A 12,769-nucleotide genomic window follows, 5' to 3' on the forward strand; every position below is an offset into this window, starting at 1 on the left:
TGAGGTCAGCTCAAACAATTATGCTGAGATCAGACAAAGAATGCATGTAAAACAAAGATATTTCCGGCAATTACGGAAAATAACGCTCGCTATTGGTCATTACCGTCCTTAAGGGACAGTATGACACAGCTAACCGCGTAATTATCTCTCCTCCAACATGCAGCAGCGCAAACTTTATTCCAAAAAAACCGGTCTGCACTTCCCAAAAATTATCTTGGCGATTGAGTTATGTCAACAATGCTGACATATTTATCGCAACAGGATGGAGCTTCGATGTGAACTCGACGAATGATATGAACTACATAAGCAACCCTCTAACCTCTCTGGAGGCAGATGACCTCAACGTCATTGAGTTGCTGTTCTTTTCCTATCGCGATTTCACCGCCGACCCCGATCTGATCCTTGAAAAGATTGGCTTTGGCCGCGCGCATCACCGTGTGCTGTATTTTATCAACCGTAAGCCCGGCATGACGGTAGCAGAGCTACTTGATGTTCTTCGTATCACCAAGCAAAGCCTGTCGCGTGTTCTCAAACAATTGATCGACACAGGTCACGTTGTTCAGGCTACCGGACTTCACGATCGCCGCCATCGCAAACTTTATCCCACGAAAAGCGGACGACAACTCACACTCGCGCTTGCTCTGCCACAGTCGCGCCGCATCGCACGGGCATTGGAAGAATCCGGAGCGGTAGAACGCGAAGTTATTGAACGTTTTCTTTATAATATGGTCAATCCTGAGCGCCGCGCCCAGATCGATGATTTTGCAGCAACCGAAACGGCTGTGGAAGCATCTTAGCCCCCAACCTGAGAAGGCTGGGGGAGAACGCGCAACAATATAAGCCCTGCATAGACGCGCCGTCTTGCAGTGGCTAAGATGCGGTATGTTATGGAAGATCATGAAATGGTTTTCCTCCATATACGTGAAGTAAAAAGCCCAATGCCGTGCGGCATCCTTTGCACGGTAATTTGGCACAGGATGGGATCAAACGACGCCATGGCTGTAGAAGAATCGAACCTATCGGATGACGCGCCACATCTTCTTGTTGTCGATGACGACACGCGAATCCGTAGCCTTCTTTCACAATATCTGACGACCAGCGGCTTCCGCGTCACCATGGCAGGCAGCGCTGCAGAAGCGCGCCGCAAGCTTGAAGGCATCGACTTTGATCTTCTGATCCTCGACGTCATGATGCCAGGAGAAACAGGCGTTTCGCTGACCCGCTCGCTGCGCGAGCAGAAGAGCGTGCCGATCCTCATGCTGACAGCTCTGTCGGAAACAGACAGCCGCATTGACGGCCTGTCGGCCGGTGCAGATGATTATTTGCCAAAACCTTTCGATCCGCGTGAGCTGATCCTGCGTATCAATAATATTCTTCGTCGTGGCGCCGCACCGGCCCAGCCGAAGATCGAGCAGATCGTTTTCGGCCCTTACACTTTCTTCATTCCACGTCGCGAACTGAAGAAAGGCACGGAAACGATCAAGCTTACCGATCGTGAACAGGACATCATGGCGATTTTCGCCGAGCGTGCTGGCGAAACCATTCCACGTCATGAACTGACTGGTCAGGATGGCGATGTCGGCGAGCGCACGATTGATGTGCAGATCAACCGTCTGCGCCGTAAGATCGAACAGGACCCGGCCAACCCGGTCTGGCTGCAAACAGTTCGCGGCATCGGCTACAAGCTGAGCATCGAATAGTAATTCGAAGAGAGAGAGCGGAGCCTCGCAAATTTCAGAGCGTGACAAAAGCCATGCAACTAGCAGAACCGTCTGGAGTTATCTGAGACGATGAAGTCACCCTGGAAATCGATAACACGCTGGTTTGCGCGCAGAATGCCTAAAGGGCTTTATGCGCGCTCGCTCATCATCATCATTGCACCGATGGTTCTCCTTCAGTCAGTGATCGCTTATGTCTTCATGGAAAGACATTGGCAGATGGTGACTGAGCGGCTTTCAACAGCCGTTGTCCGCGATATTTCTGCGATTATCGACATTCTGGAAACCTATCCGCAGGAACCCGGATACGACAATCTAATCCGCATTTCGCAGCAGCGCCTCGGGCTCAACATTTCGATCCTGCCTCCTGACCCGCTGCCACCGCCGGGGCCAAAACCGTTCTTCGCTATTCTTGATTACTTCCTGAGTGAAGAAATCACACGCCAGATCAACCGGCCCTTCTGGGTCGATACGGTGGGCGATTCTGATCTCATTGAAATCCGCATCAAGCTCGATGATAAAGTGCTGCGCGTCTTTGCACGCCGCAGTCAGGCTTATGCGTCCAATACCGGCATCTTCCTGACATGGATGATTGGCACAGCGCTTGTGTTGCTGATCATCGCCATCGCCTTCCTGCGCAACCAGATCAAACCGATCCAGCAGCTTTCACAGGCCGCTGAAAGCTTCGGCAAGGGCCGCCCAATGCCGGAAGGCTTCCGTCCGCATGGCGCGGAAGAAGTTCGCCGCGCAGGCATCGCTTTCATTCAAATGCGCTCGCGTATCGAACGTCAGATTGAACAGCGCACGGCAATGCTCTCAGGCGTCAGCCATGATCTGCGCACGATCCTTACCCGCTTCAAACTGCAACTGGCGTTGGCTGGTCACTCTATCGATACGGAGCCGCTCAATCAGGACATCGCCGACATGCAGACCATGCTTGAAGGCTATCTGGCCTTTGCGCGCGGTGAAGGATCGGAAGAAGCAGCGACCTATGATGTGCGCCTGCTTTGCGACAAGCTGGCCAATGAAGCGCGGTTGCGGGAGCGCGGGTTCAAGTATTCGATCGAAGGCGACAGCGAAGTGAATGTGCGCCCCAATGCCTTCTCGCGCCTTGTCAGCAATCTTGTATCGAACGCTTTCCGCCATGCGCAGAATGTCGAGTTGGCAATCACACATGATGAAGGCTGGCTGAAGATCGTCGTGGACGACGACGGTCCAGGCATTCCGGAAGATCGCCGAGAAGACGTATTCAAGCCCTTTGTGCGCCTTGATGAAGCACGTACGCAGGATTCAGGCGGCACGGGTGGCCTTGGCCTCGCTATCGCGCGCGATATCGCACGAAGCCACGGCGGCGACATCGATCTGGAAGATGCACCGACCGGCGGGTTGAGGGCGATTATCCGCATTCCGGCTTAGAGCGCATCCCGAAAAGTGCGACGCGGTTTTCGGAACAAGATGCGCGCAAAAACAAACAGATGTTGCGGCCCGAAAAGTGCGAAGCGGTTTTTCATGGGATAATGCTATAAAAACAAAGAGGTAGAGCATTTCCAATGATTCAGTGAAACCGGAGATGCTCTATGTGATTGCACTAAACAGTGCCACCCACTCTAAACCTTGCTGATCGCCTGTCCCACAACATAACCGAGCGCCGTTGCAGCCAGGCAGACGAAGAGCGAAATGCCGACATTCATAAGAGCGCGACCCGGCATCCCAAGCCGCAGCAACTCGAACGTCTGTACACTGAATGAGGAAAAGGTGGTGAAGCCACCACAAATACCGACCATAAAGGCAATACGCCATATTTCGGGCACTTCGAAACGGCTTGATGCCATCGTCATGGCGCCAAAAAAGGCGATAGCAAATGAACCGATGATGTTGACGACGATCGTACCCCACGGCAAATCTTTGCTCACCGGTGCCAGCCAGATGGCAAACCAGTAGCGCAAAACACTGCCAAGTGCTCCACCGATGGCGACGACGATCGTTCCCTGCATCTGTTCCATTCCTATCCGTTGCTTGCGCGATCAATCGCACAGAACATGCGATATGCACAAATCACAGATAGAAGATCAGAACAGCTTAACGCCGTCTTGGACTTTTTTATCGATTGCGGCGAGAACAACATCGCCATTTTCGTCAGGAAAACCAAGTGTCAGCACTTCGGACATGAAGGGTCCGATCTGCCGTGGTGGAAAATTGACCACAGCCATGATCTGCCGACCGACCAGATCCTCCGGCTGATAATGCTTGGTGATTTGTGCAGACGACTTCTTAATACCGATCTTGTCGCCAAAATCGATCTTCAGCTTAAAAGCTGGCTTGCGTGCTTCCGGGAATGGCACGGCCTCAACGATAGTTCCTGTGCGAATATCGACCTTCTCGAAATCAGCCCAGTTGATCGTTTCAGTTCCGCTCATTTTATCCCCCCGAAAGTAAAATCCCGGCGAACCCTGCCGGGATTTGAATTGATTATGCGCGTCCGACCGTTTCAAACAGCACGCTTTCCAGCGCTTCACGCGCACTGACACCGGACCAAACGACAAACTGAAACGCCTGGAAGTAGTTTTCGCAAGCTTCAAGCGCTGCCGAAAGCAACACTTCAACCTGACGGCTGGTCGGCTCCGCACCACCAGCAAGCAGAAGCGACTGACGATACATGATCGCGCCTTCCTGCTGCCAGAGATCGAAGTGGCCCATCAAAAGCTTTTCGTTGATGAGCGACAGCAACCGCATCACTTCATTGACCCGAGGTTCAGCAACCTTGATGTCAAAGGCACAGGCCAGATGCAGAGCTTCAAAGTCCTCCATCCAGGAGAACGAGATATGGTAGTCAGTCCAGTTACCTGCTACCGAAATTGCAATTTCGTCGTCGCCAGTCCGCTCGAACGTCCAGTCGTTTGAATTCGCAACATGCTCGATCACATCCACTGGATGTGCTTCGCGTGCAAATTCAAGCTCAAGAAGGCTCATGTCCGTTTCCTGTTCTGGGAAGCGCCTCGAAAGACACCTCCAAATTCCCGGCGCGCAAGTTACTGCTCGCCCGTACCCGGCCCTGCACAAGAATAAGTGCAGAAAAACAGGCACGAATTGATCGGTTGAGGAACTGACATGCTTAGACAGCATGCAACGCCTCAATGGCACACGCACATACGCAACTGATACTGGAAAGCAGCCTGGAAGACGCGAAAACTAAAACTACAGCCTCTCGCCGCTGCCTACATGACCACATTACGAATCATGTAGTGTTTTCAGTCTATTGATGCTGAATCTGAACGCCAGCCCCTTTTATAAAAAGAGGCATTAAAGCATGTGGAAATATGATTTGAGCGGACCGCAACCCCTGCCTTAAGCGACTCTAAGACAAGGGTTTTTGGCACTTACAGCCTGTTAATAAAAAATTATGAATTATCTTTGGATTTAGCAGCCGAAGCAGAGGTTTTTGCCGTTTTGGCAGTCGAATCAACTTCGAATTTGGCAAGACGGGCTTCCAATGCTTCAATTTTAACAAGCAGAGCAGCGTTTTCAGCACGCGCCTTGATTGCCATTTCACGCACCGCTTCGAAGTCTTCACGCTGCACGACATCGAGCGTATTGAGCACGCGTTCGCTCTGCGAGCGCAATGCTGTCTCTACTTCGCGGCGTACGCCTTGCGCAGCGCCTGCCGCATCAGTCACAAGCTTGGCGAGTTCATCGAGAACCCGGTTTGATCCGCTGGTCATGGCATTCTTTCCTATCTTCGATACGGTCTTGTTGAAAACCTGATTTTGAAATAGGGCCGTCTCGGTTCTGATGCAAGTGAAGCTGTATAAACGTGATGACTTGACCACTCAGATATCGTCGCGCATCTTCCGCCGGAAAATGGAGTAATTGAATGATAGAGACGTTGCTGCCGGTTTCGGCTCTGGCTTTTCCAAACATCGATCCGGTGATCTTCTCGGTCGGCCCCCTCGCCGTTCATTGGTATGGGCTGGGATATGTCGTCGGCATCATGTTTGCATGGTGGTACGGCAAAAAGCTGCTACGCAATCATCGTCTGTGGGGTAATAATCAGCCGCCAATGCAGCCCGAAGCGCTTGATGATTTTGTCATCTGGGCAGCGCTTGGCGTCGTGCTCGGCGGGCGTATCGGCTATGTGCTGTTCTATAACTTCTCCTATTATCTCTCCAATCCGCTGGCCATTCCTGCGGTATGGGATGGCGGCATGTCGTTCCATGGCGGAATCTTAGGCACCACAATCGCGATGATCTGGTTCGCGCGCTCGCGCGGCATCAAGGTCTGGAGCATGTTTGATGTGATTGCAGCAGGCGTCCCCGTCGGACTTGGCGTCGTGCGCGTGGCAAACTTCATCAATTCCGAGCTCTGGGGCCGTGTCAGCGATGTGCCATGGGCTTTCTATTTCCCAAATGGCGGACCAGAACCACGTCACCCAAGCCAGCTCTATGAAGCATTCCTCGAAGGCTTTGTGCTGTTCTTCGTTCTTCTTCTGCTCGTATGGGTTGGAAAAAAGCTGAAAGCCCCCGGCTTTATCGCTGGAACATTCGTCCTTGGTTATGGTCTCAGCCGCATTATCGTCGAGTTCTTCCGCGAACCGGATGCCCAGCTTGGCTATCTCTTCGGTGGCTGGCTGACCATGGGAATGATCCTCTCCCTTCCAATGGTTCTCATCGGCCTTTGGGCCATGTGGCGCGCCAATCGGGCAGCAGCGAAGAATGCCTGAGGCAACACTGAAAGACCGGCTGAAACGACTGGTCGGCACCACAGGGCCGATCAGCGTCGCCGACTACATGGCCGCCTGCCTTGGTGATCGGGAACAGGGTTACTACACCACACGCGAACCCTTCGGGCGGGACGGCGATTTCATCACCGCCCCTGAAGTCAGCCAGATGTTCGGCGAACTCATCGGCATCTGGTGTGTCGGCGTGTGGGACGCTCTCGGACGCCCTGATAACGCTGTACTTTGCGAAATTGGTCCCGGCCGCGGCACATTGATGAGTGATATGCTGCGTACGCTCGCCAAGCTCGCACCGCAAATGGCCGCTTCAATTCGTGTCGCCATGGTCGAGACCAGTCCGCGCCTCATTGAAAAGCAGAAGGAGAAGCTTTCAAACACCGGATATTCAATCGACTGGTTTGAACGCTTTGCAGATATTCCTGATGGCCCGCTGATCCTCTTTTCCAACGAATTGTTCGACGCGATCCCGATCCGGCAGTTCGTGAAAGCCGATGGCCGCTTTGTCGAACGGCTGATCGCACTCAATGAACAAGACGAACTCCAGTTCGTCAGCGGCGCAGCAGGCATTGATGCAGCGCTTCTACCAGCAAACCATCAGACAGTGCCCGACGGCACGATCTTTGAAGCCGCCCCTGCTCGCACCGCTTTGATGCAGGAAATTGCGCAGCGCATTGCCGCAATGCGAGGTGCAGCACTCTCCATCGATTATGGCCATCTGCAATCAGGCTTTGGCGATACGCTGCAAGCCATGCTGAAACATGCCTATGATGACGTCTTCGCCCACCCGGGAGAAGCAGACCTTACCAGCCATGTCGATTTCGACATGCTGGAAAAAACCGCGCGCAATTGCGGCTGCCTGACCGCAACCATGACGCAAGGTGACTTTCTGCTCGCTATGGGCCTCATCGACCGTGCCGGTCGCTTAGGTGCCGGGCGTGACGAAACTTTCCAGAATAAAATTCGCGAAGACGTCGAACGATTGGCGGCACCGGACCAGATGGGAACACTTTTCAAAGTGCTGGCAATTGCTGACCAACAAACAAAAATCTTCCCCCTTGATACATCCCAATAAATTGCATCGTCAAAAAGCTTCAATTGACAAGCCAATCTTGCTCCCCCACCATCCAGCCGTTTGAAAAGAGAAAGCTAATGATCGATAAGCCGCAACCGCTTCGCTCCCCTTTACTGGACGGCCCTGCCGGATCAAACGGCAAGCGTATTGCGCATGGCTTTTTCACCCGCAAAGGTGGCGTTTCAGATGGCATTTACGCTGGCCTCAACGTTGGCAGCGGTTCAAATGACGTGCCGGAACTCGTGACCGAGAATCGCCGCCGCGTTGCCGAAACACTTGGTATTGCCTCCGACCATCTGATGACTGTGCATCAGGTTCATTCGCCCGACGTGGTTTACGTCACAGAACCGTTGAGCTCACCACGTCCAAAGGCCGACGCAATGGTGACGAATGTTCCGGGCATTGCGATTGGCGCGCTATCGGCTGATTGTGGCCCGGTGCTGTTTGCCGATCATGAATCAGGTGTCATCGGCTCGGCCCATGCAGGCTGGCGCGGTGCCTTTACAGGCGTACTTGAAAACACCGTTGAAGCGATGATCAAGCTGGGTGCCAGACGCGAGAACATTGTTGCCGTTCTTGGCCCAACGATTGGCCCCGAAAACTATGAAGTCGGACCGGAATTCTATTCAGAGTTCACTGGCAAAGACGCATCCTACACGAAATATTTTGAGCCTTCGGACAAGGAAGGCCACAAGCTTTTCGATCTCTGGACCTTCATCACAGACCGTCTGACCAGCGCAGGTGTCAGAGCGGAAGCACTGCGTCAGTGCACCTATGCCGATGAAGACCAGTTTTATTCCTATCGGCGCACGACGCATCGCGGCGAGCCAGATTACGGTCGTCAGATTGCTGCCATCGCCATTGTAGAAGATTAAGGAGAACCGCATGGCCCTTCACTTCGAGCCGGAAGAATTCGCCGCACGTCGCGACCGTCTGATCTTGAAGATGGAGGAAGAGAAACTGGATGCTTTGCTGCTTTTCGCGCAGGAAAGCATGTATTGGCTGACCGGCTATGACACGTTCGGCTTTTGCTTTTTCCAGTGTCTCGTCGTCAAAGCTGACGGTACAAGCGTGTTGATGACACGCTCCGCCGATCTGAGGCAAGCGCGCCATACCTCTAACATCGAGAATATCGTTGTCTGGACTGATCGCGACAATGCAAACCCGGCAATCGATCTGCGCAACATTCTCACTGAGCTTGATCTGCTCGGCACGCGCATCGGTATCGAATACCAGACCCACGGCCTCACCGGCGCCAATGCCCGCAAACTTGATGAGCAGTTGCAGAGCTTTGCCAAGCTCTATGATGCATCGGGCATGGTCGACAGTCTGCGCCTTCTCAAAAGCCCTGCTGAAATTGCTTTCACCAAGCGCGCAGCGGAACTCAGTGATGATGCGCTTGATGCGGCCCTGAAACTGGTCAAGGCTGGCGCGAGTGAAGCCGATATTCTCGCTGCGATGATGGCAGCTAATTTTGCAGGCGATGGCGACTATCCGGCCAATGAATATATTATCGGCTCTGGAGCCGATGCCCTGCTTTGCCGCTACAAAGCGGGACGTCGCACACTTTCCGCCAATGACCAGCTCACGCTCGAATGGTCAGGCGTTTATCGCCATTACCATGCACCGATGATGCGCACGATCATCATTGGTCAGCCAAGGCCTGAACATCAAAAGCTTTATGACGCCGCACGCGAAGCATTGGAAGCCGTTGAAGAAGCCATGACACCTGCTTCGACATTCGGCGATGTATTCGACGCGCATTCGCGCACGATGGAGGCGCATGGCCTTACCCGGCACAGGCTCAATGCCTGTGGTTATTCTGTGGGCGCACGCTTTACGCCATCATGGATGGACCCGCAGATGTTCTATTCGGGCAACCCTGAAAGCATCCAGCCTGATATGACGCTGTTTGCGCACATGATCATTATGGATTCTGACACGGAAACGGCGATGACGCTGGGGCAAACATATCTCACCACAAATGGTGCAGCTCTGCCATTGTCCCGCCATTCTCTTGATATCATTGCCAAGTAGCGCACAATCGGCGATAAATCCGACTGGCGCGGGAGTGGTCTGCGCTTTCAGGAGATGAAGCTGAACATGAACAAGGCACATCTTTCCGTGATGCTGTTGCTTGCTGGACTGCTTGCCGCCTGCAATAGCACTGAATCTGCATTGAATGTGCAGGGCGCCAATCAGCAATCCGGACAAACCACAACACCACCTACGGGCCAAACGACTGACCCGGCAGCGACGCCTGCTGCCACAACGCCCGCACAGACAACGACGCCGACAGCACCGCAGCGTTCAGCATCGCTGAAGCCGGGCAAGCTTTATATTGCTCCCATCATCGGTGCGCCGGTTAATGTGGTCACTCCCCTCACCCACCGCATCAATGACGATGCGCGTGCAAAGGGCGTTGAGCTTTCAGGCAACAATGGCGCCGATGCAGCCTATGTCATGAAGGGCTATTTCTCGGTCCTGTCCGAAGATAATCAGACGACCGTACTCTATGTCTGGGACGTTATGGACGCCACCGGCAACCGCCTGCATCGCATTCAAGGGCAGGAAAAAGTACCAGGTGCTGCGGCAGACTCATGGAGCATCGTCCCGCCTTCTGCCATGCAATCAATCGCCGACAAGACCATGCAGGAATATTCGACCTGGCTTGCGGCAAATCGCGCATGAGAAAGCACTTATGCGGCAAAAGACTGAAATCTTTTGCTGAATCATGGGTGAAGCCCTGTGGGAAAGCACTTTGCAGAGGCTTTTTACTGTAATTGTGGCCAGACAGGACTTGCAATGACGGTGACTCTTTGCAATAGGCCGCTCATTCGAGAAAACCTTGAAAGCTGCGGCACTTGACACCTTGTGAAAGAGTACGCGGCTTTAAAGTTTTTAAGAGTGGCATAGCGTAACCGAACTTACTTCGGCTCACGTTCACATAAGAGATTACGTCCGTTTCACGGACTTTTTGCGACAGAACGAAACTGCTCCGGCTTCAGAGGCAAAAAGAATGAAACTTTTCGCAGGCAACTCCAACCGGGTTCTTGCCGAATCCGTTGCTCAATATCTCAACATCCCGCTCGGTAAGGCCAGTGTTCGCCGTTTTGCCGATCAGGAAATCTTCGTAGAGATTCAGGAAAACGTGCGCGGCGAAGACGTATTCGTTCTGCAATCGACCTCCTATCCGGCAAACGACAATCTGATGGAACTGCTGATCATGATCGACGCGTTTCGTCGTTCGTCAGCACGCCGCATCACTGCCGTTCTCCCTTATTTCGGCTATGCTCGTCAGGATCGTAAGCCAGGCCCACGCACGCCGATCTCGGCAAAGCTGGTTGCCAACCTCATCACCGAAGCCGGTGCAAACCGCGTTCTGACGCTTGATCTTCATGCAGGTCAGATTCAGGGCTTCTTCGATATTCCGACCGACAACCTCTATGCTGTTCCGGTCATTGCGCGCGATGTGAAGGCAAATTACCCGACCGGCAATTGCATGGTCGTTTCGCCAGACGTTGGCGGTGTGGTTCGTGCTCGTTCGCTCGCAAAGCGTATCGATGCTCAGCTCGCAATCGTTGATAAGCGCCGTGAACGTCCGGGTGAATCGGAAGTCATGAACGTCATTGGTGACGTCAGCGGCAAAGACTGCCTGCTGTTCGATGATATCGTCGATTCCGGCGGCACGCTCTGCAATGCGGCCGAAGCACTGCTTGCCAAGGGCGCGAAAAGCGTCACCGCTTACATCACACACGGCGTTCTGTCGGGTGGCGCTGTTGCCCGTATCGCTTCTTCAAAGCTGAAAGAGTTGGTCATTACCGACTCGATCCAGCCAACAACCGCCATCAACGACGCTCCAAATATCCGCGTTCTGTCGATCTCCAGCCTCATCGGTGAAGCTGTTGCGCGTACTGCCGCTGAAGAGTCGGTTTCAAGCCTGTTCGATTAATTTAATTACAATGCCCAGACATGCCGCAAGCAATAGCACGAGCGGCATGTTGAGCCTCAGAACGATAAGCAATAATGCCGCCGCGCCTGCGATCAGGACGGCGGCATTGTCTATTGTGCTCCACATTGACATTGGCAGCGTGAAGGCACCGAGCGGCATTTCCCGAACCTGTGCAAACAAGACGTGCAGCGAGAACCAGAGCGCCAGATTGGCAATCACGCCGACCACCGCCGCCGTGATCCCGCCAAGCATGGCGGACAGCCAGCGCAGCTGACGCAGGCGCTCCACAAAAGGCGCACCAGCCAATATCCAGAGAAAGCACGGCACGAAGGTAAACCAGAGGGCGATTAACCCGCCCACAAGCCCGCCGACCAGTGGCGGCAGACCAGATAGATTGGCTGCACCCACAAAGCCAACAAAGACCAATACTAATATCAGCGGCCCCGGTGTGGTTTCTGCCAGTCCCAGTCCGGTCAGCATTTCACCGGGTTTCATCCAGCCGAAATGTTCGACAGCCTGCTGCGCTGTATAGGACAGCGCTGCATAGGCTCCGCCAAAAGTGACGGCTGCAAGCTTAGAAAAAAACGCGGCCTCAGCTGTGAACACATGCTGCCCGCCAAAGATTAGATACAGCGCAATGAGTGGCACCAGCCACAAGCCACCCCAGATCAGGGTTTGCAGCGAAAACTCCCGAAATGCATGGGGAGCTGCGTGTGTAACAGAAGTTGCCACACCACAGCCTTTCAGCAAATGACGCAAACCGCCAGCTAAAGCTGCGAGCAGCACGACAATCGGAAAAGGTAGCTTCAGAAGCGCAATCGCAACGAAAGCTGCAATCGCTATCACATAAGAAAAGCCAGAAGCCAGTGTGCGCTTGGCCATCCGGTAAAGCGCTTCAAACACAACGGCCAGCACTGCCGCCTTGAGGCCAAACAACAGACCAGCAACTATATCGACATGCCCAAAGGCAACATAAAGCGCCGACAGAGCCAGCATCACGCTCGCACCGGGCAAAACAAACAAAAGCCCTGCCAGCAATCCACCGCGCCAGCCTTTCACAGCCCAGCCTGCATAGGTCGCAAGCTGCATGGCTTCCGGTCCCGGCAGCAACATACAGAAATTAAGGGCATGGATCAGTCGTTCCTGATCCATCCAGCGCTTTTCATCAACAAGGATGCGCTGCAACATGGCAATCTGCGCAGCTGGCCCGCCAAACGACAAAAGCCCGACTTTGCCAAAAGTAACAAACAATTCTCGGAAATCAGGCTGCGGCGCTGTCGTCATTCTTGCTCTCT

14 protein-coding genes are annotated in these 12,769 nt (G+C 53.6%); 9 read left to right on the top strand and 5 right to left on the bottom strand.

Annotation, left to right across the window (positions count from 1 at the left end):
* The first annotated feature begins 275 nt into the window (after positions 1-275).
* The 3 genes from CEV34_RS02665 (at position 276) to CEV34_RS02675 (ending at position 3,134) form a co-directional block, all read left to right on the top strand.
* On the top strand, positions 276-797 hold the full coding sequence (locus tag CEV34_RS02665; protein ID WP_094543190.1) for a MarR family winged helix-turn-helix transcriptional regulator: 522 nt from the start codon (positions 276-278) through the stop codon (positions 795-797).
* Positions 798-977: 180 nt separating this feature from the next.
* Positions 978-1,700: a response regulator gene (locus tag CEV34_RS02670; RefSeq protein ID WP_039859984.1), complete on the top strand. Its 723-nt coding sequence runs from the start codon at positions 978-980 to the stop codon at positions 1,698-1,700.
* 90 nt (positions 1,701-1,790) lie between these two features.
* A complete protein-coding gene (locus CEV34_RS02675; RefSeq protein ID WP_007875978.1) occupies positions 1,791-3,134 on the top strand; it encodes an ATP-binding protein in 1,344 nt (447 codons plus the stop codon).
* 191 nt (positions 3,135-3,325) lie between these two features.
* Here CEV34_RS02675 and crcB read toward each other — a convergent pair whose 3' ends face one another.
* The 4 genes from crcB to CEV34_RS02695 all read right to left on the bottom strand — a co-directional run bounded on the left by crcB (position 3,326) and on the right by CEV34_RS02695 (position 5,437).
* Positions 3,326-3,712: a fluoride efflux transporter CrcB gene (gene crcB, locus CEV34_RS02680; protein ID WP_079212593.1), complete on the bottom strand. Its 387-nt coding sequence runs from the start codon at positions 3,710-3,712 to the stop codon at positions 3,326-3,328.
* Positions 3,713-3,787: 75 nt separating this feature from the next.
* Positions 3,788-4,135, bottom strand: a complete 348-nt coding sequence (locus CEV34_RS02685; RefSeq protein ID WP_007875980.1) for a tRNA-binding protein — start codon at positions 4,133-4,135, stop codon at positions 3,788-3,790.
* Positions 4,136-4,187: 52 nt separating this feature from the next.
* Positions 4,188-4,688: a type III secretion system chaperone family protein gene (locus CEV34_RS02690; RefSeq protein ID WP_007875981.1), complete on the bottom strand. Its 501-nt coding sequence runs from the start codon at positions 4,686-4,688 to the stop codon at positions 4,188-4,190.
* A 428-nt stretch (positions 4,689-5,116) separates the two neighbouring features.
* The gene (locus CEV34_RS02695) at positions 5,117-5,437 is read right to left on the bottom strand and encodes an accessory factor UbiK family protein (RefSeq protein ID WP_007875982.1); all 321 of its coding nucleotides are present in this window, start codon (positions 5,435-5,437) and stop codon (positions 5,117-5,119) included.
* Between the two features lie 152 nt (positions 5,438-5,589).
* Here CEV34_RS02695 and lgt point away from each other — a divergent pair, with 152 nt between their 5' ends.
* From lgt to CEV34_RS02725, 6 genes are all read left to right on the top strand, one after another.
* Entirely contained in the window at positions 5,590-6,435 is an 846-nt protein-coding gene (lgt, locus tag CEV34_RS02700; RefSeq protein ID WP_079212126.1) for a prolipoprotein diacylglyceryl transferase, read from the top strand.
* Positions 6,428-7,522, top strand: a complete 1,095-nt coding sequence (locus CEV34_RS02705) for a class I SAM-dependent methyltransferase (protein ID WP_007875984.1) — start codon at positions 6,428-6,430, stop codon at positions 7,520-7,522. The genes lgt and CEV34_RS02705 overlap by 8 nt, the downstream gene beginning before the upstream one ends.
* 77 nt (positions 7,523-7,599) lie before the next feature.
* Positions 7,600-8,397: a peptidoglycan editing factor PgeF gene (gene pgeF / locus CEV34_RS02710; RefSeq protein ID WP_039859987.1), complete on the top strand. Its 798-nt coding sequence runs from the start codon at positions 7,600-7,602 to the stop codon at positions 8,395-8,397.
* A gap of 10 nt (positions 8,398-8,407) precedes the next feature.
* Entirely contained in the window at positions 8,408-9,559 is a 1,152-nt protein-coding gene (locus tag CEV34_RS02715) for a M24 family metallopeptidase (RefSeq protein WP_007875988.1), read from the top strand.
* A 54-nt stretch (positions 9,560-9,613) separates the two neighbouring features.
* Complete coding sequence (locus CEV34_RS02720) at positions 9,614-10,213, top strand: hypothetical protein (protein ID WP_007875992.1); 600 nt, start codon at positions 9,614-9,616, stop codon at positions 10,211-10,213.
* Positions 10,214-10,541: 328 nt separating this feature from the next.
* Entirely contained in the window at positions 10,542-11,474 is a 933-nt protein-coding gene (locus tag CEV34_RS02725) for a ribose-phosphate pyrophosphokinase (protein WP_007875994.1), read from the top strand.
* Here the strand turns inward: CEV34_RS02725 and chrA are convergent.
* Positions 11,457-12,758: a chromate efflux transporter gene (chrA, locus tag CEV34_RS02730; protein ID WP_007875996.1), complete on the bottom strand. Its 1,302-nt coding sequence runs from the start codon at positions 12,756-12,758 to the stop codon at positions 11,457-11,459. The two genes, CEV34_RS02725 and chrA, sit on opposite strands and share 18 nt — an antisense overlap.
* Between the last annotated feature and the right edge of the window lie 11 nt (positions 12,759-12,769).

Source organism: Brucella pseudogrignonensis, assembly GCF_002252525.1.
Lineage (GTDB): Bacteria > Pseudomonadota > Alphaproteobacteria > Rhizobiales > Rhizobiaceae > Brucella > Brucella pseudogrignonensis.

Coding starts and splice junctions, on each gene's coding strand:
- CEV34_RS02685 (WP_007875980.1), bottom strand. CDS start 4,135: ATGAGCGGAACTGAAACGATCAACTGGGCTGATTTCGAGAAGGTCGAT.
- chrA (WP_007875996.1), bottom strand. CDS start 12,758: ATGACGACAGCGCCGCAGCCTGATTTCCGAGAATTGTTTGTTACTTTT.
- CEV34_RS02690 (WP_007875981.1), bottom strand. CDS start 4,688: ATGAGCCTTCTTGAGCTTGAATTTGCACGCGAAGCACATCCAGTGGAT.
- pgeF (WP_039859987.1), top strand. CDS start 7,600: ATGATCGATAAGCCGCAACCGCTTCGCTCCCCTTTACTGGACGGCCCT.
- CEV34_RS02725 (WP_007875994.1), top strand. CDS start 10,542: ATGAAACTTTTCGCAGGCAACTCCAACCGGGTTCTTGCCGAATCCGTT.
- CEV34_RS02695 (WP_007875982.1), bottom strand. CDS start 5,437: ATGACCAGCGGATCAAACCGGGTTCTCGATGAACTCGCCAAGCTTGTG.
- CEV34_RS02705 (WP_007875984.1), top strand. CDS start 6,428: ATGCCTGAGGCAACACTGAAAGACCGGCTGAAACGACTGGTCGGCACC.
- CEV34_RS02720 (WP_007875992.1), top strand. CDS start 9,614: ATGAAGCTGAACATGAACAAGGCACATCTTTCCGTGATGCTGTTGCTT.
- crcB (WP_079212593.1), bottom strand. CDS start 3,712: ATGCAGGGAACGATCGTCGTCGCCATCGGTGGAGCACTTGGCAGTGTT.
- CEV34_RS02675 (WP_007875978.1), top strand. CDS start 1,791: ATGAAGTCACCCTGGAAATCGATAACACGCTGGTTTGCGCGCAGAATG.
- CEV34_RS02715 (WP_007875988.1), top strand. CDS start 8,408: ATGGCCCTTCACTTCGAGCCGGAAGAATTCGCCGCACGTCGCGACCGT.
- lgt (WP_079212126.1), top strand. CDS start 5,590: ATGATAGAGACGTTGCTGCCGGTTTCGGCTCTGGCTTTTCCAAACATC.
- CEV34_RS02670 (WP_039859984.1), top strand. CDS start 978: ATGGGATCAAACGACGCCATGGCTGTAGAAGAATCGAACCTATCGGAT.